The 25959-nt window shown below is 63.6% G+C and carries 25 protein-coding genes and 1 other RNA gene; 8 read left to right on the forward strand and 18 right to left on the reverse strand.

Annotation, left to right across the window (positions count from 1 at the left end):
• Nucleotides 1-66 precede the first annotated feature (66 nt).
• From H2509_RS11565 to H2509_RS11575, 3 genes are all read left to right on the forward strand, one after another.
• Entirely contained in the window at nucleotides 67-774 is a 708-nt protein-coding gene (locus tag H2509_RS11565; protein ID WP_408022673.1) for a TetR/AcrR family transcriptional regulator, read from the forward strand.
• A gap of 64 nt (nucleotides 775-838) precedes the next feature.
• Nucleotides 839-1858, forward strand: coding sequence for a ketol-acid reductoisomerase (gene ilvC, locus H2509_RS11570; RefSeq protein ID WP_182165410.1), 1020 nt, complete (start codon nucleotides 839-841; stop codon nucleotides 1856-1858).
• Nucleotides 1859-2196: 338 nt separating this feature from the next.
• Nucleotides 2197-3348: a LysR family transcriptional regulator gene (locus tag H2509_RS11575; protein WP_182165412.1), complete on the forward strand. Its 1152-nt coding sequence runs from the start codon at nucleotides 2197-2199 to the stop codon at nucleotides 3346-3348.
• Here H2509_RS11575 and H2509_RS11580 read toward each other — a convergent pair.
• The 4 genes from H2509_RS11580 to miaA form a co-directional block, all read right to left on the reverse strand.
• Nucleotides 3345-4256 (reverse strand): PhzF family phenazine biosynthesis protein, encoded by a 912-nt coding sequence (locus H2509_RS11580; RefSeq protein WP_182165414.1) that lies wholly within the window; start codon nucleotides 4254-4256, stop codon nucleotides 3345-3347. The two genes, H2509_RS11575 and H2509_RS11580, sit on opposite strands and share 4 nt — an antisense overlap.
• Before the next feature lie 138 nt (nucleotides 4257-4394).
• Complete coding sequence (locus H2509_RS11585; RefSeq protein ID WP_182165417.1) at nucleotides 4395-5468, reverse strand: GNAT family N-acetyltransferase; 1074 nt, start codon at nucleotides 5466-5468, stop codon at nucleotides 4395-4397.
• A gap of 68 nt (nucleotides 5469-5536) precedes the next feature.
• Nucleotides 5537-6079, reverse strand: a complete 543-nt coding sequence (locus H2509_RS11590; RefSeq protein WP_182165419.1) for a GNAT family N-acetyltransferase — start codon at nucleotides 6077-6079, stop codon at nucleotides 5537-5539.
• A 312-nt stretch (nucleotides 6080-6391) separates the two neighbouring features.
• Nucleotides 6392-7363, reverse strand: a complete 972-nt coding sequence (miaA, locus tag H2509_RS11595; RefSeq protein ID WP_408022676.1) for a tRNA (adenosine(37)-N6)-dimethylallyltransferase MiaA — start codon at nucleotides 7361-7363, stop codon at nucleotides 6392-6394.
• Here miaA and serB point away from each other — a divergent pair.
• Nucleotides 7353-8240 (forward strand): phosphoserine phosphatase SerB, encoded by an 888-nt coding sequence (gene serB / locus H2509_RS11600; protein WP_182165423.1) that lies wholly within the window; start codon nucleotides 7353-7355, stop codon nucleotides 8238-8240. The two genes, miaA and serB, sit on opposite strands and share 11 nt — an antisense overlap.
• A 21-nt stretch (nucleotides 8241-8261) precedes the next feature.
• Here serB and H2509_RS11605 read toward each other — a convergent pair whose 3' ends face one another.
• From H2509_RS11605 to H2509_RS11660, 12 genes are all read right to left on the reverse strand, one after another.
• Nucleotides 8262-8798, reverse strand: a complete 537-nt coding sequence (locus tag H2509_RS11605) for a GNAT family N-acetyltransferase (protein ID WP_182165425.1) — start codon at nucleotides 8796-8798, stop codon at nucleotides 8262-8264.
• A gap of 8 nt (nucleotides 8799-8806) precedes the next feature.
• Nucleotides 8807-9379 (reverse strand): helix-turn-helix domain-containing protein, encoded by a 573-nt coding sequence (locus H2509_RS11610; protein ID WP_182165427.1) that lies wholly within the window; start codon nucleotides 9377-9379, stop codon nucleotides 8807-8809.
• Nucleotides 9380-9774: 395 nt separating this feature from the next.
• Nucleotides 9775-11256: a DegQ family serine endoprotease gene (locus H2509_RS11615; RefSeq protein ID WP_182165429.1), complete on the reverse strand. Its 1482-nt coding sequence runs from the start codon at nucleotides 11254-11256 to the stop codon at nucleotides 9775-9777.
• Between the two features lie 128 nt (nucleotides 11257-11384).
• Complete coding sequence (locus tag H2509_RS11620; protein ID WP_182165431.1) at nucleotides 11385-11570, reverse strand: DUF2065 domain-containing protein; 186 nt, start codon at nucleotides 11568-11570, stop codon at nucleotides 11385-11387.
• A complete protein-coding gene (hflC, locus tag H2509_RS11625; protein WP_182165433.1) occupies nucleotides 11567-12466 on the reverse strand; it encodes a protease modulator HflC in 900 nt (299 codons plus the stop codon). The genes H2509_RS11620 and hflC overlap by 4 nt, the downstream gene beginning before the upstream one ends.
• Nucleotides 12466-13644, reverse strand: a complete 1179-nt coding sequence (hflK, locus tag H2509_RS11630; protein ID WP_182165435.1) for an FtsH protease activity modulator HflK — start codon at nucleotides 13642-13644, stop codon at nucleotides 12466-12468. The genes hflC and hflK overlap by 1 nt, the downstream gene beginning before the upstream one ends.
• Nucleotides 13645-13930: 286 nt before the next feature.
• Nucleotides 13931-14410, reverse strand: a complete 480-nt coding sequence (locus H2509_RS11635; protein ID WP_182165437.1) for a GNAT family N-acetyltransferase — start codon at nucleotides 14408-14410, stop codon at nucleotides 13931-13933.
• 2 nt (nucleotides 14411-14412) lie between these two features.
• Nucleotides 14413-15522 carry an S-(hydroxymethyl)glutathione dehydrogenase/class III alcohol dehydrogenase gene (locus H2509_RS11640; RefSeq protein WP_182165439.1) on the reverse strand — a complete coding sequence of 370 codons (1110 nt, stop codon included), beginning with the start codon at nucleotides 15520-15522 and terminating at the stop codon, nucleotides 14413-14415.
• 151 nt (nucleotides 15523-15673) lie between these two features.
• A complete protein-coding gene (locus H2509_RS11645) occupies nucleotides 15674-16195 on the reverse strand; it encodes a dihydrofolate reductase (RefSeq protein ID WP_328805065.1) in 522 nt (173 codons plus the stop codon).
• The gene (glpQ, locus tag H2509_RS11650) at nucleotides 16192-17238 is read right to left on the reverse strand and encodes a glycerophosphodiester phosphodiesterase (protein ID WP_182165443.1); all 1047 of its coding nucleotides are present in this window, start codon (nucleotides 17236-17238) and stop codon (nucleotides 16192-16194) included. Before glpQ ends, H2509_RS11645 begins: the two co-directional genes overlap by 4 nt.
• A 36-nt stretch (nucleotides 17239-17274) precedes the next feature.
• On the reverse strand, nucleotides 17275-18069 hold the full coding sequence (locus H2509_RS11655; RefSeq protein ID WP_182165445.1) for a thymidylate synthase: 795 nt from the start codon (nucleotides 18067-18069) through the stop codon (nucleotides 17275-17277).
• A gap of 82 nt (nucleotides 18070-18151) precedes the next feature.
• On the reverse strand, nucleotides 18152-18637 hold the full coding sequence (locus H2509_RS11660; protein ID WP_209001919.1) for a YHS domain-containing (seleno)protein: 486 nt from the start codon (nucleotides 18635-18637) through the stop codon (nucleotides 18152-18154).
• A gap of 167 nt (nucleotides 18638-18804) precedes the next feature.
• Between H2509_RS11660 and ssrA the strand changes: the two genes are divergently transcribed.
• From ssrA to H2509_RS11680, 4 genes are all read left to right on the forward strand, one after another.
• Nucleotides 18805-19180: a transfer-messenger RNA gene (gene ssrA, locus H2509_RS11665) on the forward strand.
• A 127-nt stretch (nucleotides 19181-19307) separates the two neighbouring features.
• The gene (locus H2509_RS11670; RefSeq protein ID WP_182165450.1) at nucleotides 19308-19928 is read left to right on the forward strand and encodes an SspB family protein; all 621 of its coding nucleotides are present in this window, start codon (nucleotides 19308-19310) and stop codon (nucleotides 19926-19928) included.
• Between the two features lie 53 nt (nucleotides 19929-19981).
• Complete coding sequence (locus H2509_RS11675) at nucleotides 19982-20179, forward strand: DUF4169 family protein (RefSeq protein ID WP_182165452.1); 198 nt, start codon at nucleotides 19982-19984, stop codon at nucleotides 20177-20179.
• A complete protein-coding gene (locus H2509_RS11680) occupies nucleotides 20176-20424 on the forward strand; it encodes a ribbon-helix-helix domain-containing protein (RefSeq protein WP_182165453.1) in 249 nt (82 codons plus the stop codon). The genes H2509_RS11675 and H2509_RS11680 overlap by 4 nt, the downstream gene beginning before the upstream one ends.
• On the opposite strand, the gene H2509_RS11685 is transcribed toward H2509_RS11680, so the two are convergent.
• Entirely contained in the window at nucleotides 20421-24446 is a 4026-nt protein-coding gene (locus tag H2509_RS11685; RefSeq protein WP_182165455.1) for an AsmA family protein, read from the reverse strand. The two genes, H2509_RS11680 and H2509_RS11685, sit on opposite strands and share 4 nt — an antisense overlap.
• 28 nt (nucleotides 24447-24474) lie before the next feature.
• The gene (locus H2509_RS11690; protein ID WP_182165457.1) at nucleotides 24475-25890 is read right to left on the reverse strand and encodes an FAD-binding oxidoreductase; all 1416 of its coding nucleotides are present in this window, start codon (nucleotides 25888-25890) and stop codon (nucleotides 24475-24477) included.
• Nucleotides 25891-25959: the final 69 nt, after the last annotated feature.

Genomic DNA, 25959 nt, shown 5'->3' on the forward strand with positions numbered 1-25959 from the left:
CCGTACCGTACGGTACAGTTCGGCAAAGGGCCGAACCTGAACCACTGCAGTCAGAGGGCTTCCGCATTGCTGGAGCGCAAGCACGAAACGCTGGAACAGGACCCCTTCGCGGCGGGCGATGCCGATCGCTTCACCGCGCGGCAGGGCGAGGTTCTGGCCGAGGCACTGCACCTTCTCGTACAGGGAGGGGAACGGGCGTTGACGACCGCCGGTCTCGCACGTGCGGCCAATTGCTCCAAGGAGAGCCTCTACAAGTGGTTCGGCGATCGCGACAGCCTGCTTGCCGCAGTTGTCGCCTATCAGGCCAGCAAGGTCCGCATCGAGGATGCCGCGCCGGCCGGCAGCCGGGACGAGTTCCGCGCCCGCCTCGTCACATTCGCCGAGGACCTGCTGACGGTTCTCGCCGGCGATACATCGCTTGCGCTGAACCGGCTCGCGATTTCGCATGCAAGCCGCGAAGGCGCGCCCCTCGGCCGCCTGCTGCTGGAGCGCGGCCGCAAGCGCATCAGCGCCCGCGCCAAGGCCTTGCTGGAGGCTGGCCGCCGGCAGCGCTATCTTGCCTTCGACGATACGGAAGAAGCCTGGCAGACGCTGTATGGACTGATCGTCGGCGACCTGCATGGCCGCCTGCTGCTGGGCGACAGGCCCCGCGAAGATGAGGCCGATTTCCACATGCGCTCGGTCGCAGCGATCGACAGATTCTACCGGCTGCACGAAGCCGTCATCCAATCAGGGGTGCCGTCGGGCTCGAAGGAGCCGCCAAGCGCCCGCTGACCTCGCCGCAGCCCGCATCAATTGAGCCGGGAGCGCGCAGAAACCACCAAGGAAGGGACCAACGATGCGTGTTTATTACGATCGCGACGCCGATCTCAATCTCATCAAGGCCAAGAAGGTCGCCGTCATCGGCTACGGCTCGCAGGGCCGCGCCCATGCGCTGAACCTCAAGGATTCCGGAGTCAAGGACGTTGTCATTGCGCTGCGTCCCGGCTCGACCACCGCACTGAAGGCGGAAGCCGACGGCTTCGCCGTCAAGACCGTCGCCGAAGCCGCCGCCTGGGCCGATGTCATGATGATGGCAACTCCGGACGAACTGCAGGCCGACATCTACAAGGAGCATATCGCTCCCAACATCCGCGACGGCGCGGCGATCGCGTTCGCCCACGGCCTCAATGTCCATTTCTCGCTGATCGAGCCGAAGGCCACCGTCGACGTGATCATGATCGCGCCGAAGGGCCCGGGCCACACGGTGCGGGGCGAATACGAGAAGGGCGGCGGCGTTCCCTGCCTCGTGGCCGTCCATCAGGACGCTTCGGGCAACGCCCTCGACATCGCGCTCGCCTATGCTTCCGGCGTCGGCGGCGGCCGCTCGGGCATCATCGAAACCACCTTCAAGGAAGAGTGCGAGACCGATCTGTTCGGCGAGCAGGCCGTTCTCTGCGGTGGCCTGGTCGAGCTCATCCGCGCCGGTTTCGAAACGCTGGTGGAAGCCGGCTACGCGCCGGAAATGGCCTATTTCGAGTGCCTGCACGAAGTGAAGCTGATCGTCGACCTCATCTATGAGGGCGGCATCGCCAACATGAACTACTCCATCTCCAACACTGCCGAGTGGGGCGAGTACATGAGCGGCCCGCGCGTCGTCACCGCCGAAACCAAGGCCGAGATGAAGCGCATCCTCACCGACATCCAGACCGGCAAGTTCACCTCCGAATGGATGCAGGAATGTCGTGGCGGCCAGGCCCGCTTCAAGGCGACCCGCCGTCTCAACGACGCTCACCAGATCGAGGAAGTCGGCAACAAGCTGCGCGGCATGATGCCCTGGATCAAGAAGGGCGCCCTGGTCGACAAGGCCCGGAACTGAGCCACGGATGCGCCCTTCCCGATCCGGGCTTTTCCTGCCCTTGCCTTCGGCAAGACGGCATTCCCGATTGCGCTTGCCTTCGGCAAGACGGCACTCCCGATTGCGCTTGCCTTCGGCAAGACGCGGGGGAGGATCAAGAAGGGTGCCCTAGTCGACAAGGCCCGGAACTGAGACAAGGGCCAACTGACCCGATCCGGATTCTCCGACGGCCCGCCACTGGCGGGCCGTCTTGTTTTCAGCCCGGCAAATCACACCCAAGGCCGAATTTTAGGCGGTTGTTATGATTTAACCTGCAACTCTTGAGGAAAGGTGCAGTTGGAGCAGGGCAAGCGATTGGCATGGCAATCGACAGACTGGAATTCCTGAAGCATTTGCGGCAGTTGCTCGCGCTCTTCGAGACCGGAAAAGTATCCGTCTCCGCACGGTTGTTCGGCGTCAGCCCCGATGAATTGCTGACGTCGCTGAGATTCCTGGAAGCTCATTTCAAGACGACCCTCGCCTCCGTGAATAGCGACGACGTGAAGCCGACAGCCGCCGGCGACGCGGTGCACCGATATCTTCACAAGGCGATAGACGACGTCGAAAGGACAATAGCCGAAACGGCGGGCAATGCCTCGCCTACGCCCCTGCGGCCGCAGCGCATCATCTGCGGACATGGCGCCAACCCCTTCACCCGGGCCGTGCTGCCGGAATTCGCGGAACACCTGTCTCGCGCCCTGCCCTTCTCCTTTCGCGTCGAGGGCGTTGCGTCGCAGGCCGATATCATTCGCGACTTGCGCAAGGGGACCGCGCACTATGGCGTCATGCTGCCGCCGAGGGCGGACCATTCCGACCGTCCGGCAATCGGCGCAGAGCCCTTCAGCCCCGAGCGGGCCGTGGCCTGCGTCTATTCGATGCGCTTCGCCCTTATCACGTTCAGAAACACGGGTATCGTCTCGCTGGCAGATCTGCTCGGCCAGAGGGTGGCAACGGGATACGGACTGAATTCGCTCGTCGACGGTTATCTCGACGCCTTCCTGAAGGACGGCGTCGGCGGCCGGCAATTCGTCGCCGAAGTCCCCTGCCGAAACATCGCCGAAGCGATGGACAAGCTGCGCAACCGCGATGTGGTTGCAACGCTCTATCCGATCGAAGGGTTGAAACTGTCTTCACTGGCGCGCGGGATCGTGCGGCCGCTGGAAGGCACGATTTCCGACGAGACGATCAAGTCGCTATCGGCCACCCATCCGGGCCTCAGGGTTCGGCGCGGCACGCTGTTCGGCTGCGAGAACGTCTCCATCATCGAAACGCCGCTGGCGCTCTATGCTCCAGCCGATGCCGACGCGAAGGAGGTTACCAAGATGATCCGCGCGTCGATGACCTTCTTCCGCAGCTATATCAAGCACCGATACGGCGCGGAGCCCGCCGACAGCTATTTCGATCCGGAACAGATCGGCCTGAAAGCCCATCCGGCGAGCCGCCAGTTCTTCCGAAAGGGAATCGCAGCCTAGATATAAAGCTCGCCACGCGCGAGGATCACTGCCTGGCCGCCGATCCTCACCGCATGAAGCTTGCCGTTGTCCATGTCGATCTCAAGGTCGATCAGCGACGGCCGCCCCATGTCGAAGCCCTGCTCGATGCGCACGAAATGGGTTCCGTCCGTCAGGCCGTCGAAATGCTCCACGACACCGGCGAATGCGGCAGCCGCCGCGCCGGTGGCGGGGTCTTCGGCAATACCCATCGAGGGCGCGAACATGCGCGCGGAAAAAGCGGAGTCATGTGCCGTGGTCTGGCGGCAATAAACATAGGCGTCGTTGTGATTGTGGTCGCCGAAGGCTTCCTTCCATACGCTCATATCCAGCTGGACGCGCGAAAGGGCATCCAGATTGGCAACCGGCACGAAGCCGAACGGCACGCCGGCCTCGAAACTGGACGGACGGTGATTTTCAAAGCCGATTTCGGACGGCGACAGGCCGAGGGCAGCTGCGATTGCCTCGACATCGCCGATCGGAGTTGCCGGCCGGGAAAGCCTCGGCACGTCGAATTCGGCAAAGCCGGCGGCGCCATCCTTCAGCACCACGCCGCAACGGACGCTGCCGATCTTTTCCTCCAGCACCACGACGGCATCCTGTTCGTCTCTGACTGCCCCAAAGCGCTCATGCGCCAGCAGGATCGCGGTACCGACCGTGGGATGTCCGGCAAAGGGCAACTCATAGGCCGGCGTGAAAATCCGGACTTTCGCGGAGTGGGCCGGGTTTTCCGGCGGCAGCACGAACACCGTTTCGGAGAGGTTGAACTCTTTCGCTATAGCCTGCATACGCTCGTCTGACAGTCCCTCGCCATCCAGAACGACGGCCAGCGGATTTCCCGCCAGCAACCGGTTAGTGAAGACGTCGAGAATGGCGTAGCGTCGGGCCATCGGCGGGTCCCTCTCCTGATCATCAGCAATATTCAATTCGCAACCGGGCGAACTCTTGCACGGGGCGCATGCAGATGCCAGCGCCAATCGGTTGTCGCATCGGCTCCGCGAATATCGTTCTTGCAGGCGCCCTGCCGATCACCGCAGAAGGCTTTCCACCAGCATTCGCACATAAGGTGGCGTCGGCAGGCCGGCGATCTGGTCCGGCGCGAAGACCGGCACCGCGCCGGCGAGTTCCGGCTGCTCCTCACGCCGGTTATGCGCTTCTATTTTCTCGACGATTTCCGCGGCGTCGAAGGGAAAGGCGAGGATCGCGGAAATGGAAATGCGGGGGCCGTCAAAGACCGAAAACAACCCCTGACGCTCAGCCCGGCCGCCATCGAGGCCCGTCTCTTCCGCAAGCTCGCGGAAGATCGAAGCTTCGACATCGACGCGGCCGTCGTCGGTAATATCGGCGTGATCGAGATTGCCGCCCGGCGGATAGACGAGGCCGGCCGAGGCGGTGTGCTGCGCCATCCGGCCGAAGACAAAAGCACCGTCCGCGCTCTTGATCACCGCCGAACCGAAGAGATTGCGGATCGTCGGATCGGGGTAACCCCAATCCCGCCAGGCGAGGAAAGCGGCGAAGGAGGCATCGACCATCTCGCCCTGAAAGACGCCATTCTCAAGCCGCCATTGCGCCAGTTTCAGGACCCTGCCGTTCCATAAACTCGGATTTGCGGCGGTGACATCGCGCCAGTTCGCTTCGATCGCCTCGCCATGGCGCTCCTCGAACGCCCAGCGCGAAGGGATCAACCGGACATCCAAGCCGTCGATCGGCTGGGGCCTGCCGACGATGTCGAGTTCAAGGTCTTCGGAGGCGCCATCCGCCGTCGAGACCCGCTTGTAACCGAGCTTTGCGAGCAATGAAGCGGCACCACAATCGCCGTCGACAGTGAACCGCCTGAGCCCCTTGCTGCGGGCGGCATCGATCAGCCGGTCGTGCAACAGGCCGCCGATGCCACGATTTCGCGCCTGCGACTCCACGAAGATCTGCGAGAGCCGACCGGCGCCGCGATCAGTGCCGACAGCCGAAATCGCCGCCAATCCGAGAGGGTGACCTTCGTCCTCCGCCAGGCAGGCAATCTCGACATTTTCAGGAGCGGGCTCGCCGAAACGGACGGACAGCCGGGCCGCCTGGTCCGGCTGAATACCAATCAATCTCAAAGTCATGAAACAACACCGATTGCCGTAGAACGCACCGCTCTACCATCGGCAGGGTTCACGGCGCGATCAAGACTTCAGGCGGACATCGGATAGCGGCGCGCAATCGCCGGCGCCAGAACCTGCAGGCAATCGAAGGGCCGGCCGTGGACAAGCACGCGCTGCCGGCCGAGGAAGCCGGCTTTCTCCATCACGCGGCGCGACGGCTCGTTGCCAGCCACCACAAACGCGATGAGGTGCGAATAATAGGTGTTCTCAAAGAACCAGTCGACGAGCGCCGGCACCAGCTCGCTGGCATAGCCGAGGCCCCAATGCTTCGTTGCAAAGCACAGGCTCATGGCGATCTCGGAGGTTTCCTCGAACACGATGAAGCCGGCGCGGCCCACGAATTCGCCGTCGCGATTGACCACCTTCCACTGGCTGAAGCCGTAGCGATCCTGGTTGGTGAGAAACGCGTCGAGCCGGCGCACCGCCTCCCCGTGCGAATATATGGCATCGCAAGGGACCAGATGGCGATTTACTTCCGGATCGGCGTGAAGATCTTCAAGAAGAGAGAGATCGGCGGCCACGAATGGCAAAAGACGCAAGCGATCCGTCTCGATGATGATCTGCGGTACCATCATTCCTCCAAGCCCAAGCCCCAAAGTACAAAAACCCTGAAATCCCCACGCGCCAACAGCCGGAAACCGGCATTCAGGCATCTTTTGTTCGTCTGGAATTCCGGCGCACGGCAAGCGACCCCTTGTTGCCGTGGCCAGCCCGATATTCAACTAAAGAATAATGACGACAGTCGTATGACGCAACGAGAGAATATACTGCGATGCAGTACAAAACCTGTATTCCGATAATATTGCGGCGCAATCAATTTAATAATACGAATTCTACTTATAACAGCCAACAGAAACCCTTAACCCGTTTGCTGCGCCGCTCCCCTAGTGCGTCAATTTGACTAACGAACTGGTAAGCATATCATCCATTCCTTGCGACGGATCCGCGCGCGGCCAGTCGGGGAATTGGCCACGGTAGAATGTTTGCTGTCTTTTCGCGTATCTTCTCGTCTCAATTGATGCTCGCTCGACTGCTTCCTCGAGATCGAGATCGCCAGCGCTTGCGGCCGCCAGTTCGCGCAAGCCGATCGCCTTCATGGCGGGGAGCGACGGATCCAGGTCCCGCGCGACGAGTCGGGCCGCTTCCTCCATGCCTCCCTTTTCCGCCATCTGGCGAAACCGGCGAACGATCCGCTCATGCAGCCAATCCCGCTGAGGAGAGAGCACCAGCTTCAAGGCATTCGAGGGCTCGACCAGCGGCGGCGTCCTGTCACCCTGCCACTCGGCAAGCGAACGCCCGGTCGCCTCGATGACCTCCAGGGCCCTCACGAGGCGCTGCGTGTCGCTGGGCCGCAGACGCCCGGCCATCACAGGATCCCGAGCGGCGAGTTCCCGATGCAACATCTCGGCGGTGAGTTCGGCCCCCTTCTGTCGCCAATGGGCCCGGACCTGGGGATCGATCTCCGGCACCTGCGACAGCCCCTCCGTCAGTGCCTTGAAATAGAGCCCCGTGCCGCCGGCCACAATGGCGACGCGCCCTGCCTCGCCAAGACCGGACAGAACCGGCCTAACCTCGTCGAGCCAGCGCGCCACCGAATAGGGCTCCGCGGCATCGACATGGCCGTAGAGACGATGCGGCGCTCTCGCCTCCTCCTCGGCGGACGGCCGGGCCGTAAGCACGCGCAGGTCGCGATAGATCTGCATGGAATCGGCGTTGACGACCGTGCCCGAAAGACGCTCGGCAAGGGCCAGTGCCAAAGCCGACTTGCCGCTGGCGGTCGGCCCGGCTATCAGGATCGCCGTCACCGCGCGCGCCTTTTCCTCTGTTCCGGGACTTTTCGCCGTCATGCCGCTGATCGCCACCCTCATTGCCAACCCGGCCGATCCGGCCCTCGATGACGCTCTCCTCGCGAAAGCCTCCGCCGCCGTCGCGCTTGCCGGTTCGGCGACGGTCCTCGCGCCCGGCATTGCCGCCGACCTGCCGCTTGCGTCGGCCGACGCCGGGCAGGCGGAAGGGGTGCTGCGCGAGGCCCTCGCCGCAAAGCCTGTCGACGTGGTTTTGCAGGACATGGCACAGCGGCGCAAGCAGCTGCTGATCGCCGATATGGATTCCACTATGATCGGCCAGGAATGTATCGACGAACTGGCGGCGGAACTGGGATTGAAGGACCGCATCGCGGCGATCACCGAGCGGGCCATGCGCGGGGAAATCGAGTTCGAACCGGCGCTGCGCGAACGGGTCGCGCTGCTTGCCGGACTCAGCGCTTCCGTGATCGATAGCGTCATCGCCTCGCGCATCACGCTGACGCCGGGCGCCAGGGCGCTTGTCGCAACGATGAAGGCCAACGGCGCCTATTGCGCCCTGGTCTCAGGCGGCTTCACCGCCTTCACCGCGAAAATAGCAGCGGCAATCGGCTTCGACGAAAACCGCGCCAACGAGCTGCTGGTTTCCGAAGGCAAACTGACGGGCAAGGTCGCCGAGCCGATCCTTGGCCGGGAGGCCAAGCGGGAGAGACTGGCAACGCTGGTTGCCAAGAGGGGGCTCGCCCTCAGCCAGACGTTGGCGGTGGGCGACGGGGCCAACGATCTGGCGATGATCGAGCTGGCCGGAACGGGCGTTGCCTATCACGCCAAGCCGAAAGTGGCGGAACTGGCCGATGCGCAGATAGACCATGGCGATTTGACCGCCCTTCTCTACATGCAGGGCTACCGGCAGGCGGATTTCGCCGGCTGAGCCTGCGCCCCCTTCTCTCCTTCAGAGCTGCCGATACATGATCGTCGTCGCTTCCAGCCGCCCCTCGAAGGGATCCCGGCAATAGCCGGGAATCGTTCCGACGGTGACATAGCCAAGCGAGGCATAGAGCGGCTCGGCACTGTCGCCGGTTCGCGTATCGAGCGTCAGCAGGCTGCGGCCCAAGGCCAAGGCGTGGCGCTCCAGAGCCGTCATCAGGTCCCGCGCCAGCCCCTGGCGTCGGAAGTCCGGATGGACCAGCAGCTTCGAGACATCGGCCCGGTGCGGCTGGTTGGGCGGCGTATCGCAGTCGAGCTGGACAGTGCCGGCTATTCTCTCCCCCTGACGGATGACGAAGAGGTGACGGGTGCCTGCGGTGACGCCCGGCAGCACCTTCCCGACCCAGAAGGCTTCCGCGTCCTGCCGCGAAAATGGCAGCACAAAATTCACGCTGGCCCCGGCAAGGACGCAGGCATGAAGCAGCTCGCCGAATTCCGCGAGATGCCGCGACAGGTCGTCGGCGGAGAAAAGCGAAACGGCGGGATCAAGGCAAGCCGTCATGAAGGCCCTCACAGGATGAAAAGAAGATACCTGGCGCCGGTCTCGGACGGCGTCTCGAACAGGCTCTCGCCGGAAAGGCGATAGCGCAGGCAATCGCCCGGGCGAAGGTCGTGCGGGTGGCCGGAAACGCTGACCCTGAGCTCTCCCTCCAGCAGGCAGAGATGATGCTCCAGGCCGTGTCTTGGCGGCACCGGATAGTGAATTCGTACGCCGGCCGCGAGCTGGCATTCGATCACCTCACCCGTGAGTTCGCGCGACGGCGGGGAAACCGACCGGCGAACGAAACCGTTTTCCGGGTCTCGCCAGATCGGTTGGGCGTCGCGTCTGACCACTGCGTCAAAGTCCTGCTCGACCATCAGCATGAGGCGAGACAAGGGCAGCCCGAACGCTGCGCAAAGCCTGCCCAGCACTTGTGCCGTCGGGCTGACCTCGGCGTTTTCCAGCCGGGAGAGCGTGGCCCGGCTGACGGTGCTGCGCCGCGCCAGCTCGTCCAGAGACCAACCGCGTTCGGCGCGCAAGCTTTTCAACCGCTCCGCAATGCGGCGGTCCATATCGGGTTCATGGGCTATCGCAGTTTCCATATACGAGAATATTTCTCATATATGGTCATTAATCAAGCTGATAGATTGGAAATCAGGATGGCCCGCCAAATAGGACCGGAAAGACGAAGCGCCGTTGCCCTGTCTTTCGGGCGGGCTTTCGCCCGCGCTGATTTCTGGATCTCGGCTCTCGCGATGCGCTGCCGCGCACGTGGGCCGGGATGACGTTGGAGTGTGGGGCACGGGCCTGCCCCACCCTCCAACGTCATCCCCGCGCAGACGGGGATCCTGTAGACACATACCTCAGTAGCTAAATCTCAAGCATCGGCGATTACTGGATGCCCGATCGAGCCGGGCATGACAGAACTTGAACGCGCGGACAAAAAAAGCCGCCGCGGATGACCGCGACGGCCTGAATTCAGGCAATCGGACTTGCCTTATTCCTCGATGCGGAGCGGGACGAAACGCAGCTCACCGCGGCCGTTGGAGAGCAAAAGCAGGGCCGACTTGCGATCTTCCTTCTTCAGCTTCTCGACCTGGTCGACCACGTCAGCAGGGCTGGCGACCGGTTCCTGAGCGACCTCGACAATCACATCGCCGGCCTGCACGCGCTTTTCCTGAGCGACGGAGCCGTCCTCGACATTGGCGACAAGAACGCCCTTCACATCGGCCTCGATGCTGAACTTGGCACGGGCCTCGTCGGTAAGATCGGAAAGCTCCATGCCAAGCAAGGTTTCCTTCCTGACCGGTGCCGCCTGTTCGTTCGTGCTGCTTTCGGCGCTCTCGGCGACTTCCGCCTCCTCAAGCCTGCCGAGCGTCACCTTGAGGATAACCTCCTCGCCCTTGCGCAGGACCACGACCTCGACCTCCTTGCCGATCGTGGTATCGGCAACCATGCGCGGCAGGTCGCGCATCGTGGGCACGACCTGCCCGTCGAAGCGCAGCACGACATCTCCCGGCTGCAGGCCCGCCGCCTCGGCCGGGCCGTCCTCCGTCACGCCGGCGACCAGCGCACCTTCGCTCTTCGCCATGCCGAGGCTTTCGGCGATCTCGTCCGTCACTTCCTGAATGCGAACGCCAAGCCAGCCTCGGCGGGTCTCGCCGAACTGGCGAAGCTGGTCGATGACCCGCATCGCGGTATGCGAGGGAATGGCGAAGCCGATGCCGATGGAGCCGCCCGAGGGCGAAATGATCGCGGTGTTGATGCCGATCACCTCCCCCTCCTGGTTGAAGAGCGGGCCGCCGGAATTGCCGCGATTGATGGAAGCGTCGGTCTGCAGGTAGTTGTCGTAGGGACCGGAATTGATATCGCGGTTGCGCGCAGAGACGATGCCCGTCGTCACCGTACCGCCGAGACCGAAGGGATTGCCGATCGCCATCACCCAGTCGCCGACGCGCATGGTCTCCGAATCGCCGAAATGAACGTCCTTCAGCGGCGTTTGCGGCTTCACCTTGAGCACCGCGATATCGGTCTTGGTATCGGTACCGAGCACTTCGGCTTCGAGCTTCGTACCGTCATTGAAATTGACGGTGATTTCGTCCGCATCCTCGATGACGTGATTGTTGGTGACGACGATGCCTTCGTTGCCGTCGATGACGAAGCCGGAGCCGAGCGACTGAACGCGGCGCGGCTGGTCGCCATCCTTGTTCTGGCGGTTGAAGAATTCGTCGAAAAACTCCTGGAAGGGCGACCCTTCCGGCACCTGGGGCAGCGGGACAGAGCGCTGCGCCTTCACTGTCTGGGCCGTGGAAATGTTCACCACCGCATCGAGCAGCCCCTCGGCAAGATCGGGAATGCTGTCCGGCCCGTGCGCCGCCACCGGCGCCGGCGCACCGACAAGGCTCGCTCCCACCGCGACCGCCAACGCGACAGCGCCGAGCCCGCGGCCCAGGAACTTAGCGGAAAACAGGCTGACCATAGGCCGATCTCCTCCAAAGTTGCCGCGCGGCAAAGCGAAACGCGCAGCGAAATTATCCGGCAACCGGGCCACACGCGGCCCGCCGACGCCCACCCTGACAGGCAGATTGCGTCCTCATTTCTACCCTGTCACCCCCGGATCAACCATACGACAAAAACGCCGACGAACAGGGCGGCAAGGCCGCCCATCCGCATGATTTGATCAGGAAGCAGCACGGCCTGGCGCATGAAATTCTTCACCGCGCCAGGGACCAATGCGTAGAACAGACCTTCGATCACCAGAACCAGACCGACGGCGACGGCAAAATCACTCATTGTGCCGGCGGCTCTACCCTGTTTCGGGCGCGGCCTGACGGATCGTTGAAGAAGCGAAAGAAATCCGACTGCGGTGACAGAACCAGCGAGGTATCGCCCGTCTGTAGGCCAGACTCGTAAGCCTGCATGGAGCGATAGAAGGAGAAAAACTCCGGATCCCGACCGAAAGCGTCGGCAAAGATGCCATTGCGCTCCGCGTCGCCGTCACCGCGTACGATCTCCGAGTCGCGCCGTGCCTCGGCGACGATGACGGTCGCCGTCCTGTCGGCGCGGGCTCGCGTACGGCGGGCCTGCTCCTCACCCTGGGCGCGGATTTCAGTCGCCTCGCGCTGACGCTCCGTCTGCATGCGGCGGAAGATCGCCTCCGAGTTGGCCTGCGGCAAGTCGGCGCGACGGATCCTCACATCCACCACGTCGATACCGATCGCGACGGCGCGACTGCCAACGTCGCGCCGGATCTTCCCCATCAGGTCCGCCCGCTCGTCCCGAACGAGTTGTTCGAAAGTGGCGCGGGCAAGCTCCTGGCGCACCGAGGATTGCAGGAAGGTGGAAAGCCGCTGATTCGCCTCCAGCACGTTGTTCACCGTCTGGTAGAACAACACCGGATTGGAAATCCGGTAACGGGCGAACGCGTCGACCACCAGCCGCTTCTTGTCGGAAGCGATCGCCTCCAGCGGCGGAACGTTGAGGTCGAGAATACGCTTGTCCAGGAAGATGACGTTCTGCACGAGCGGCAGCTTGAAGTTCAGCCCCGGCTCGCGGACGCTTTCGCGCACCTCGCCGAACTGCAGAACCAGGGCCTGGCGGGTCGGATCGACGATATAGATCGACAGATACACGACGATGGCGAGGGCGGCTGCAAGGATGCCGAAAAGGCCAAGAAAACCGGACTTCATCACTGATTGCCTCCGCTGCGGGCGGAGCCCTGGGTATTTGGCGTTCTGTTCAGCTGGTCAAGCGGCAGATAGGGCACCACGCCGGACGAACCGGCGCTTTCATCGATGATGATCTTGGAATTAGAGCCGAGCACCTTTTCCAGCGTCTCCAGATAGAGACGCTCGCGGGTGACGTCCGGCGCCTTCTTGTATTCCTCGAAGATCTTCAGGAAGCGCTGCGCCTCACCGGTGGCCTCCGCAACCGTCTGGTCGCGATAGGCATTGGCGGCTTCCAGGACACGCGCAGCCTCACCGCGGGCTTCCGGAACGACGCGGTTGGCGTAGGCCTGCGCCTCGTTCTGGATACGCTCCTGGTCGGCACGCGCAGCCTGCACGTCGCGGAAGGCGTCGATGACCTGCTGCGGCGGATCGACCTTCTGCATCTGCACCTGGGTGATCTCGATGCCCGCACCGTAGCCATCGAGCGCGGATTGCATGAGCTGCTGCACGGAATCCTGGATGGGCGCGCGGTTCTCGGTGAGGATGAGATCGATGCGCGACTGGCCCACCACCTCGCGCATGGCGCTTTCAGCCACCGCCTTCACCGTGCCTTCCGGATTCTGGATGTTGAAGAGGTAGTTGGACACCCCTTCCGGCGTATTGCGGATACGCCACTGCACCTTGAAGTCGACGTCGACGATATTTTCATCGCCCGTCAGCATCAGGCTTTCCTCCGACACGTCGCGCGCACGCACGGAGCCGCCGGTGACGAATTCCTCCATGCCGACCGTAAGTTCGCGAATGCGCAGAACTTCCGGCGTGTAGACGGCGCCGACCGGATAAGGCCAGTTATAGTTGAGGCCTGGAGGCGTCTGGTCGGTCACCTTGCCGAAAAGCAGCTCCACGCCCACCTCGTCGGGCTCCACCCGGTAGAAGCCGGTGCCGAGCCAGATAAGGGCCGCCACGCCGAGGGCAAGTGCGATACCCTTGCCGCCGAGATTGCCGCCGCCACCCGGCAGGACGTTCTTCAGCTTATCCTGGCTGCGCCGCAGGAGCTCTTCCAGATCGGGCGGATTTCCGCCGCCGCGCTGCGGACCGCCTCCCCAGGGGCCGCCGCCGCCACCACCGCCGGGATTACCCCACGGGCCGCCGCTGCCGCCGCCCTTCCAGCCTCCGCCGTTCTGGTTGCTCCAAGGCATCAAGACATCCTTTTCATAGGCCCGCCATCAAAGGCCTGATTTCGTTCGCCGCACCGGCAGGCCATCGCAGCTGCCGGATTGCTGTGTGGTTCGAAGCCGCGCCAATCTTTGGCTTGGCCGGAGTTATAGGAAAGTTGCAGAGCCCTTTCAACGCGCCAGCCGTCGCAGCAAAAGGGCAATTCCCCACGCACCGCCATTGGCGGCACGTGGTGAGCATGAGCTTGCATTTCAACGGCCAAGCGATTCGAATACCTCGATAATCCCCTGCTTATCCACAAACTGTACATCAAGCCGCAGCGCCCGGCTCAGAATGCGGCTGGCGGCGCATGTCGACATGGGGAATGCCGTCTTCGTCGTAGATATCCGAAACGGGCGTGAATCCGTGCGCCGAATAGAAGCGTTCCAGATGCGCCTGGGCGGACAGGCACAGCGGGGCATCAGGAGAAAGCGCTGCCGCCTTCGCAATCCCCTCCCTGATGAGAAAGTCGCCAAGACGCTTTCCCCGAAAGTCGGGCGAGACCACGATCCGGCCGAGTCTTGCCGGTCCATCGCCCTGCGGCGCGAACAGACGCTGGTAGGCGGCGAGCCGCCCTGCCTCGTCGCGCAGCAGGAAATGCAGGGCATCCGGATCCCTGCCGTCGATCTCAGCATAGGCACAGGCCTGCTCGACGATGAAGACGGCCACTCTTAGAACGCAGGCGTCATAGAGCTCGCGAACCGTCAGTTCGTCGAAGGCCTTCCACTCGCCAGTGAAGCCTTCCTGCATCGTCAGAAGGTCACCACGGAACGGATCGACTTGCCCTCGTGCATCAGGTCGAAGGCGGTGTTGATCTCTTCGAGCGGCATGGTGTGGGTGATCATCGGATCGATGGAAATCTTGCCGTCCATGTACCAGTCGACGATCTTCGGCACGTCGGTGCGCCCGCGCGCCCCGCCGAAGGCGCTACCGCGCCACACACGACCCGTCACCAGCTGGAAGGGGCGCGTGGAGATTTCCTGCCCGGCTCCCGCCACGCCGATGATGATGCTCTCGCCCCAGCCCTTGTGGCAGCATTCCAGCGCCTGGCGCATGGTGGTCGTGTTGCCGATGCACTCGAAGGAATAGTCGGCGCCGCCCCCGGTCAGATCGACCAGATAGGGCACGAGATCGCCCTCTACCTCGGCCGGATTGACGAAATGGGTCATGCCGAAGCTTTCAGCCAGTTCCCGTTTGGACGGATTGAGGTCGACGCCGATGATCTTGTCGGCGCCGACAAGCCGGGCGCCCTGAATGACATTCAGGCCGATGCCGCCGAGGCCGAAGACGACGACATTCGATCCAGGTTCGACCTTGGCCGTGTTGACTACCGCGCCGATGCCGGTCGTCACGCCGCAGCCGATGTAGCAGATCTTGTCGAAGGGTGCGTCCTCGCGCACTTTGGCAACCGCAATCTCCGGCAGCACGGTGAAATTGGCGAAGGTCGACGTGCCCATGTAGTGGAGCACCGGCTTGCCGTTCAGCGAGAAACGGCTGCTGCCGTCCGGCATCAGACCCTTGCCCTGGGTGACGCGGATCGACTGGCACAGATTGGTCTTCGGATTGAGGCAGTATTCGCACTGCCGGCATTCGGGCGTGTAGAGCGGGATCACGTGATCGCCAGGCTTCACCGACGTCACACCGGGGCCCACCTCGCGCACGATACCCGCGCCTTCGTGACCGAGGATCGCGGGGAACAGGCCCTCCGGATCATCGCCCGACAAGGTAAAGGCGTCGGTATGGCAGATGCCGGTCGCCTTGATCTCCACCAGCACTTCGAAGGCCTTGGGGCCTTCAAGCTGCACCGTTTCGATGGTGAGAGGCGCGCCCGCCTTGTGTGCCACCGCTGCCCTTACATCCATTAGTCCGTCCCCGTGTGTTCCTTGCGCCGCTCAACCGGCGTCCTTGCCCGGCCCGATCCTAAAGCGGTTTGGCGGCCGATGAAAACCTCCAGTGCGTTTTCCACGAAAGCGAACCTGCTTTCGTGACAGGAAGTCGCTCCAGGAGCAGAAGCTAGGCCGGAGACTTGCGCTCAAACGTCAGGAAGGTCATGTCCGCGCTGTCCTTCTCCCCGCGCTCCGGCGTCACGCGGGCGGTCTCGCGCCAGACCGACGGATCGATCTCTGGGAAATGCGTATCGCCTTCGGGCTCCGCGTGGACGCGGGTGATCTCCAGCCTGTCCGCTCGGGAAAGTGCCTGGCGGTAGATCTCGCCGCCGCCCATGACGATGACGCTGTCGGCGGAGATTTCTTCGGCAAGCCCTGCAGCAAGCGCCAGGGCTTCGTCGAGCGAAGCGACACGGCTGACACCTGCGGCTGTAAAGTCAGGGTTGCGGGTAATGACGATATTCGGTCGCCCGGGCAGCGGCCGCCCAAGAGACTCATAGGTCTTACGGCCCATGACGACCGGCCGGCCGATGGTGAGCCGCTTGAAATGTTTCAGGTCCGTCGGCAGACGCCAGGGCATCTCGTTTCCGGAGCCGATGATGCCGTTTTCCGCGACCGCGGCGACCAGCACGATTCGTGGAGCGCTCACCGTCGCTCCCCGAGGAAGAAGCGAACGGCCAGGTCCGGCTGGTCGGTGAAGACGCCATCCAGCTTCAGTTCCACCGTGCCAAGCTCCATGAGACTGTCGAAATCGCCCGCCCATTCGGGCAGCTGATCGGCTCGGAACGTATAGGCGTGGACGAGCAGGCCCTTGAGCTTCGCGGCTTCCGCAAGCGCGGACGGCTCCGGCGTGCCGTTGCCGTCCTTGTCGTCGACAAGCTGCCCGACCCAGGGGCCGATCCCGTCGGCGACGCGGGCGATCTCAGCGAGTCCCTCCGGCGTCTTCAGTGCGTCGAAATCGACATCCGGAGCGATGTTCCAGCGGTTTTCGCCCATCAACTGGACGAGCTTGCCCCTGAAGCCCAGTTCCTCGCGGATACGCTTGATCTCGTTCCAGTCGAAGGACTGGAGATAGAAGGGATCGTCCTTGTCTTCGTAGCCGTTATCGGCGAGCGCCTTGAGCACGATCCGGGAAATGTCCTGGCCCTCGGCCCGGTGAAACGCCGGATCCTTGATCTCCGGATAGATGCCGACGACGCGGCCGGTCGCCACGTTAAGCCCCGCAACGAGGTCGAGTTCCTCCTGCAGCGTCGGGATGCGGAAGACCGTTGCACCGCCCCTCGGGAAGCGCCCGCCGAAAGCCGGCTTGCCGTTCTTTTCCCGCTCCTGCACGCGAAGAAGCTTGATTTCCGCCAGATCGAAATCGATGGCGTAGAAACGCCCGTCCTCGCGCGCCCTGTCCGGAAAGACCTGCGCGACGTCCGTGACCGCATCCAGGGTGATATCATGCAGGACGATCGGCACACCGTCCCTCGTCAGCACGATATCCTGCTCCAGATAGTCCGCGCCCTGCGCATAGGCCATCGCCTTGCCGGCGATCGTATGCTCCGGCAGATAGGCGGGCGCCCCGCGATGGGCGATGACGACCGGTGCCTTTTCCCCTTCCGCCCATGAGGCACCGCCGGCGTACAGGCTCGAGGCAAGCGCCAGCCCGAGAGCGGCGGAGAAACGCGAAGGCAAGAAACGGGACATCGCTGAATTTCCTGATAATCGGAGAGGGAGCCTCGCTCAGACGGAGACGAGAGCCTTGATATGAGGATGGGCCTCATAACCTTCGAGCGTGAAGTCTTCATAGCGGAAGGCGAAGAGATCGGTTACCGCAGGGTTGAGCTTCATCACCGGCAGCGGTTTCGGATCGCGCCTGAGCTGCTCGCGCGCCTGCTCAAGATGATTGTTGTAGAGGTGCGCGTCGCCGAAGGTATGGATGAACTCGCCCGGTTCATAGCCGGTCACCTGCGCCATCATCATCGTCAGCAGCGCGTAGGAAGCGATGTTGAAGGGCACGCCGAGGAACACGTCGGCCGAGCGCTGGTAGAGCTGGCAGGAAAGCCGCCCGTCGGCGATGTAGAACTGGAAAAGCGCATGGCATGGCGGCAGGGCCATCTCGTCGACCAGCGCAGGGTTCCAGGCGGAAACGATCAGCCTGCGCGAATCCGGCGACTTGCGGATCATGGCGAGCAGATTGGCGATCTGGTCGATATGCCGCCCGTCGGGTGCCGGCCAGGACCGCCACTGGTAGCCATAGACCGGACCGAGATCGCCGTTCTCGTCGGCCCACTCGTCCCAGATGCGCACGCCATTCTGCTGCAGGTAGGCGATGTTGGTGTCGCCGGCCAGAAACCACAGCAATTCGTGGATGATCGACTTGAGATGCAGCTTCTTGGTCGTGACCATCGGGAAGCCGTCGCGAAGGTCGAAGCGCATCTGATGGCCGAAAACGGAGCGCGTTCCCGTGCCCGTGCGGTCGGTCTTGTCCGTTCCCTCGTCGAGGATCCGCTGCAGAAGATCAAGATATTGGCGCAAGATCCGCTCCCACGATTCGCTCACCTCCTATAGGGTCTGACCATGGACGCGGCAAGGCAAGCGGCATTCGCCAGCGGGAGCCTTACTTCACGATCCGGGGCCATTCGCTGTCGGCCTTGGCGATGAAGCCGGGAATGTCCTTGCGCCAGCGCTCCTGGATGCGGTCGTCGTAGTTGAGATAAAGGCGGCCGTCGACGATATCCCAGTTATGGGGATCGCCCTTGGCGAGGTAGCCCTGCGAGGTGGCCCACGAACAATAGCCGCCATAGGCCGGCGCATAGCGTTCCGGGTCCGCCTTGAATGCGTCGCGATTGTCCTCGCTGGTAAAGCGCCAGGTCGCGCCTTCATAGTCAAGCGTGATGGCGGGAGAGCCCTCGACCGCCTTGCCTTCCCGGAAATAGGCCACCGGATCGAAGCCGCCGACCGCCACGCCCTGAACGAGACCGGTAAAGACGCGACCGGTATTGGCCGCATGCGTGAGCCAATACCAGTAGCCGCCCGCTCCCCCGGCAACGGCAACAGCCACGCCGAGGGCCGAGAATATCAGTCGGCGTCGTGAAAGCTTCATCATCGCTCCTTCTTCGCCGAGAGCCTTGCCCGGCACCGATCGACCGGCATGCTTTGTCGGGCACAATGGCAGGCCACAGGGCAAGGCTGAATCAATTCTAGCCCCTTCCCCGCTCACGGCCGTTCAAATAGGTGCGACCACCTCACTTGTGCAAGGCCGGCCCCCGCCCCCTTTTCTTGAGCCCGGCCGGCAACTATATTCGGTGTGTCGGCGCAAGCCGACTATGGCGATAAACGGTCAGTGCAATAAGCCTATCGGACCCGGGGGCGGTACCCGGCGCCTCCACCCAAATCCGTGGCGAACCGAACGCATTCGGGAAGTCGCGGATTTCGGCGGGGGCGAAATAGGATCGACGAGGGTGTAAAGACTGTGCTTTCGCTCGGCATGGTTCCGCCGATATCGGGCCATCTTTATAGTTGCCAACGACAACTATGCTATGGACAACGCTGTCGCCGCGTAATGCGGTGCCGGTAGTCCTTTAAGTCCTGTCGGGTAGCACCGGCAGGCGGGGTTCGGAGGCACCTGGCAACAGAAGCCTCCACTTCTTTTTGCGCAAAGGCACGGGGTCGAAACGGCAATAGCGCGCAAAAGCATGGCTGCCGAGCCTTCCCTTTTGGGCAAGGGCACGCCATGGTGTCGTTACAGACTTGATTCCAAACGGTTGCTTTAAATGGCCGAAGACCTGATCCGCTACGATATCGTCATCCAGGATGCACTGCGGGGTGCCGTACGCAAGATCCTGGCCGAGGCCGTGCGGGCGGGACTTCCCGGCGAGCACCATTTCTACATCGCCTTCGACACGACGGCGCCGGGCGTGCGGATCTCGCCGCGCCTGCGCGAGCGCTATCCGAAGGAGATGACGATCGTCCTGCAACACCAGTTCTGGGACCTCACGGTCACCGAACACCTGTTCGAGGTCGGCCTGTCCTTCGGCGGCATTCCGGAGAAGTTGTCGATCCCTTTCTCCGCGATCAAGGGCTTCTTCGATCCGTCCGTCCAGTTCGCGCTGGAGTTCGAGCCCGGCAAGACGGCCGAAGAACTGCCGGCCGAGCTTCGCGAGGCGATTGCCGAGAACGCCGCCGCAGAGACTGCCGTGGAAACGATCAAATCCGTTGCGCGCCCCCAGGATACGGCCAAGGACGGCGATGCCGCGCGGCCCGTCCCGGCCATCGCCAAGACCGAGAAGTCCAAGGCGCCGGCCCCGGTTGCCAAGGAAGAGGCCGCTGAAGAAAAGACGGCACCCAGCGGCGCCGATGTGGTTTCGCTCGACGCCTTCCGCAAAAAGACGTAGGCGCTTCGCATCTTGACGCGGGGCATGGGCCCACGCGTGCAGGAGGACAGCCGATGGCGGCTGATATCATCAACCTGAGGCAGGCCCGCAAGGCGAAGGCGCGCAAGGACTCCGACGGGCGGGCCGCCGAAAACCGCGTGCGCTTCGGACGCACCAAGGCGGAAAAGCAGCGCGAAGCCGCTGAAGAGTCGATCAAGGAACGCCTTCTTGACGGCCACAGGCGCTCCGCGCCTTCCGAAGACGAGACATGAGCCTGAAAAAGCGATCGCTGACGCTGCACGGCCACCGCACCAGCCTGGCGCTGGAGCCTGACTTCTGGGCCGCGCTTGAAGACATGGCTGCCCGCGAAGGAGCAAGCCTCGCCTCGGTCATCGCCCGCATCGACGACAAGCGGGAAGCGGACGCGCCGCTTTCCTCCGCAGTTCGCGTTGCCGTTCTGCGTCATTTCGTGAAAGCGGGAAGCGAAGGCCAGGCACGTCAGGCACGGGCAGGCTAATATCTGTTCGGCAGAGGCACCACGCGGCCGTTCGGCAGTGTGATGTAGCGTCCTGCATCCGGTTTCGCCTCATCGCGGCCCGACCGCGTCGACGTGCGCCGCGGAGACTGCGAGATCGAGCCGGTCGGCTCGCGCGCTCCCTGCCCGCCGCGAAGGGGGGTGTCGATGGCCGGCGGCGCGACAACAGGCGCGTCGAGCGCAGGCAGACTTTCTTCCTCCCCGGGAGCCGGATCAGGCAACGCTTCACGCGCGCGGCGGTCGGCCGCCTCGATCACGGCGCGAATGCGATCCCTGAAGCCTGGCGACAGTGCGTCGTCGGCCTTCGGAGTGGCGGCCGGCCCGGCAACAGGCGCCTCGGTCGCCTGCCCGCCGGGTTCGGGCTCAGCCGGGCCCGAGCCCTGTCGCTGCGGCTCGGACGGAAGGCCGTCCTCCTGCACCTTCGCCGCAGGCTCTTCTTGCCCATTTTCAAGCCGCACCTCTTCCTCGGCTATCCGCTTCGCTTCTTCCTCCGCTTCCCGCTGGCGCTGCTGTTTCTGGCGGCGGAGGTCACGGGTCAACCGGTCGCGCTCCAGGATGTCGGCCTGCAGTTCCTCCACCCGGCGCACCTCCTGCTCAAAGGCGCGAAGGGTCAGGAACGCGGTAAAGGGGGCGATGTCGATCCGACGCCGCGGTTGGTCCAGCCTGCCCTCGAAGACAATGCCGACCTGGGGCTCGGCGCCGGTTACCGCATTGTCGCCGGGATCGACCTTCAACGAGAAGTCGCTCTGCAGCCGCATTTTCTCCAGGTCGATCTGCGCATTGCCGAACAGGGTTGCCCGCTCGTTGTCGACCGTGACATTGCGCATGCGGGCGACACCGCCGGCGAGGACGAAGCTGGCATCGATGCGCCGGAACGGAAGCGATCCGAGATCGAGGTGGCTTTCGAAGGCGGTGGTTATCCTCTCGTCCTGCAATTCCAGTCCCGCATCGGCCGCCCGGATGACAAGGCCGAAGGCCTGCGGATTGAGGCTGCGGATCTCGCCGTCCCTCACCGCGATCGTGCCGCCGCCGGCGAGATTGGCGACAAGCCCGTTGATCGAACGGCCGGCCGCCTCGAACTCCGCATTGATATCCGCCCTGCCGGTGGCGACCGGCCTCCCCTCCCGCCTCCAGATGAAGGAAGAAAGGTCGGCATCGGCAACTTTCACCGAGCCGGTGACGCCGGCCTGGCCGTCCGAACGCTTGATGACAAAGGCCCCGGTAAGCTTGCCGCCTGCAAAACCCGCCTCGCCTCCATCGAGCGTCAGCTCGTTCGGCTTCAGGCGAAGGCGGCCCTTCGCCGCGTCGGCGGATAACCCTCCGCCGAGTTCCAGATGATCGGTGGCAAGATCGATCGTCAGGTCGACGCCGTCGACAAGCGGCTGGCCGAAAGAGGCCTTCGGCCACGCGCCTTCGGAAGCGGAAGACCACTGATCGGGCCCGAGAATCGCTTCCGTCAAAACAGCAAGATCAAGCGAGGACAAGGAGATGCTGCCATTGATCTTCGGCAGCAGGTCCTGGAAACCGGAGCGCAGGTCGCCGGACAGGTCGCCGCGAAGCTGCGTCCCCGCCACCGAGCCTTCGATCGCCCGCAGCGTAAACGTTTCACCCTCGCCGCTCAGCGCCATGGCGAGGTCGACCGACGCGTCACCCGCCAGAAGCGGCGGTAGGCGTCCGGTGAGCAGGGCAAAGGGCATGAGATCCCGCGCCTTCAGCACCAGATCCCCGGCATAGCGCGGCGGCTTGGCATCGGGAAAGGTGACCTGGCCGACACTCAGCAGGGAAGCGCCGTCCGCGTCGGCCCGCAACCGCGCCTGCAATACGTCATCGGCGATCCCGGCCACGCTCAAGTTGACGGTCGCCTCGCCGAGGCTGGCCACCGGGAGCAGATCCGCCCCCATCTGCTGCAACAGCTTCGCGCCGTCGGGCGCGGTAACATTGGCGCTGATATCGATATCGGCCTGCCGCCACTCGTCGAGACGGCCCTCAAGGACGAAACGGCTGTCGACTGCGCTGCCGCCGAGCATGCCCGAAAGATAGAGCCCTGCCTTCGTCGCATCGTTCTCGCCTTCACCACTAAAGCGTAGCGTCAGCCTTGCAGGCGACAGGAGCTTCGCACTGCGGGAAAGCTGCGCCACGACCGCGTTGCCGGGAACGAGAGACCTCAGCAAGCGGATTACTCCGGTCAGATCTTCAGCCTCGACGCTGCCCTCCAGATTGCCCTGCGGCTTCGTGGCCAGATCCGTGATCGCGCCCTTGGCGGATACCTGTGCGCCGGCAATGTCGCGGGCGATGAATTCCTCGATGCTGAGGCGGTCGCCGGAATAAAGCGCGTTTACCGCGAGCGACTTCGCCGTCACATCGCCTGAGGTCACTTCGTCTGCGAAAAGCTTCAGCGAGACATCGGTGCCGGCTTCCGCCAAGCCCTGCCAGTTGCCGTCCTGACCGGCGAGGAACAACCGCGCCAGAAGGCCGACCTGGTCGAGGTCCAGCCGCTCCGCATCGAGATCCGCATTGAGGCTTGGCCTGGCGCCTTCGGGATTGCGATAGTTGAAAATGCCGCGCCCGACATGCTCGGCGATGTGGAATTCCACATCGCTCAGCGCTACGCCGCTCCTGCTTGCGTCCACGCGTGCCTGGATAGCCAGCGGGGCCACGGTATCGGCAAGCGCCACGCCCTTGCGCCACCAGTCGGCAAAGCCGTTCGGCTGCTCCAGCGAAGCTGCAAAACTGCCGCGAAAACTAGGCGCCGGCTGCAGTTGCAGCTCACCGCGCACCAGCATCTCCGATCGCCCGGGTAGGCTCGCGCTGAATTCGGACACCTTCCAGCCGGTACCGCTGGTTTCCGCATCGAGGCTCAGATCCTGAAGGATACCGCCGCCGATGACGGTAGCGGGAATGTCCAGGCGTACGCGGCCCGGCAGCGGCAACGGCGGCAGGTCCAGAAGTCTTGCGGCCACGAGATCGAGCGCGTGAGATATCTCAAGCGGCTCCTGCGGACCGGCCCCTGCCAGGCGGTCGATATCGAGCTGCTTGCTCCTGGCCCGGATATCGAAGCGCGGCGTGCCGGAGATCCTGATCTCGCCGTCCCCTTCGACCGAGACCGGCCGCTCCTCCGGGCCGTAGCGGAGCGTTGCGCCGGTGGCCGCCAGCGCGTTGACATCGAGCTTGAACGCGCCTTCCGCCTGCCAGGCTCCCGCGGCCTCTTCCTCCGGCGTGATCGACTTGACGGAAAACGTGCCTTCATAGGCCGGCAAGCCGTCGGCGTGCGAAAGATTGCCGTCGAAGAGGAAATCGGCGGGAATGGAAACGGGAGTAATCTGGGTTTTCAGGCGAATATTGCCCGTTTCGTCCTGCTTGCCCGTGGCAAGTCGCACCGTCGCGCGCTCGCCATTGGCGATTGCCGTGCCGTCGACCTTGTAGGGTCCGAGCAACGAGCGGGCCGTGACAAGCAGATCGATATCGGAGGCCTTGTGCGTCTTACCGGTGCGCGCATCGATGACGGTCGCCGAACCGTCGACGATCTCAACCTGATCAAGCGTCACCTTGTCCGGATCGATTTCCGACAGGACACTCGCTTGCGGAGCGGCGGTGAACCAGTCCAGGCGGCCGCCTTCGTCCAGCGACAAACGAAGCTCGGGGCGCTCGAGCTTCATGTCCAGCACCTTCACCTCGCCTTTCAGGAGGGGCGGCAGTTCGACACGCACCACGAAACGGGAGACAGCCAGCAGCGGATCCTCGACCTCGCCCACGCGCACGTCGGTGAAGGTCAGGGTCGGAATCGGCAGAAGCCGCATATCCGCATCCCCTCTCACCGCCACGCGATGGCCAAGCACCCGTTCGCCATAGGCCTCGAATGACGAACGATAGGCGGTCCAATCGATGAAGAAAGGACCTACCAGCGCCGCGACCAAGGCGAGGATCAGGGTGACGCCGACTGTTATGTAGACCGAATTCAGGTCGAACCTCCCGTCATGCTTCCTGGCGGCAGCATCCCGCTCCATTCGGCCGGGATCAAATCACCATTTGTCCTCAGTCGACCAGGACAACCTTGCCCGGGTTCAGGATACCCCTGGGATCGAGCGCCTTCTTGATCGTACGCATCACATCGAGGCCGGCGCCATGCTCGCGCTCCAGATATTTCATCTTGCCCTGACCGACACCATGCTCGCCGGTACATGTACCTTCCATGTCTATGGCGCGCCAGTTCAGCCTCTCCACAAATTGCTCGGCGCGCTCGACTTCGTCGGCGTCATCGACATCGACCAGCACGAGAACGTGGAAATTGCCGTCGCCGACATGGCCGACGATGGGCGCAATCAGCCCCATCTCCTCGATATCCCGGCGCGTTTCGCGAATGCATTCTGCGAGGCGGGAAATCGGCACGCAGACATCGGTCGAAACGCCCTTTGCTCCGGGCCTCAGGCCAAGCGAGGCCCAATAGGCGTCATGGCGCGCCTGCCAGAGCTTGTTGCGATCCTCCGCCTTGGTGGCCCATGTGAAAGCGCCGCCGCCGTGATCGGCGGCAATCTCGCCGAACAGCTCCGACTGCTCGCGCACGCCCGCCTCCGTGCCGTGGAATTCCAGGAAAAGGGTGGGGCTTTCCGGCAGGTCAAGCCTGGAATAGGCGTTGCAGGCCCTGACCTGCAGCGCATCCAGCAATTCGATGCGAGCGACCGGCAGGCCGCACTGAATCGTGGTGATCACCGCGTTGCAGGCCGATTCGACGTCGGCAAAAGAGCATACGCCGCCGGCAATCGCTTCGGGGATGCCATGCAGGCGGATCGTCAGCTCGGTTATGATGCCGAGAGTGCCTTCCGATCCGACGAGAAGCCGTGTGAGGTCGTATCCGGCCGAAGATTTCTTCGCCCGTCCGCCGGTATGGATGATCCGGCCATCCGCCATCACGGCGGTGAGCCCCAGCACCGCGTCCTTCATCGTACCGTAGCGCACCGCATTGGTGCCGGACGCGCGCGTCGCCGCCATGCCGCCAAGGCTTGCATCCGCGCCCGGATCGATCGGGAAGAACAGGCCGGTATCGCGAAGATATTCGTTGAGCTGCTTGCGCGTGACCCCCGCCTGAACGCGGCAGTCCAGATCCTCGGCGTGAACCTCCAGCACCGCGTTCATCTGGGACAGGTCGACCGAGATGCCGCCGGCCGGCGCATTCACGTGGCCTTCCAGCGACGAGCCGGTGCCGAAAGGCACGATCGCCACGCCATGCTCGGCACAGATGCGAACGATTTCGGCGACCTCTTCGGTCGAATGGGCGAAGACGACGCCGTCGGGCGCCTGGTTCGGCAGCCAGGTCGTGGTGTGGCCATGCTGTTCGCGCAAGGCCTTCGCCTGACTGAAGCGCTCGCCGAATCGCTGCGCCAGGATCTTCACCACCAGGTCGATTGCCGTCTGATCGCGCTCGACGACCGCCTGCAGCGAGGCTAGGGACATTCCGTTTCTCCCGAAGTCCGGTGCGAAAAACCGTGTGCGGCCATGCCCTTCGATCAGCCCTCCGGCCGG

The sequence above is a fragment of the Stappia albiluteola genome (assembly GCF_014050225.1).
Classification (GTDB): Bacteria; Pseudomonadota; Alphaproteobacteria; order Rhizobiales; family Stappiaceae; genus Hongsoonwoonella; species Hongsoonwoonella albiluteola.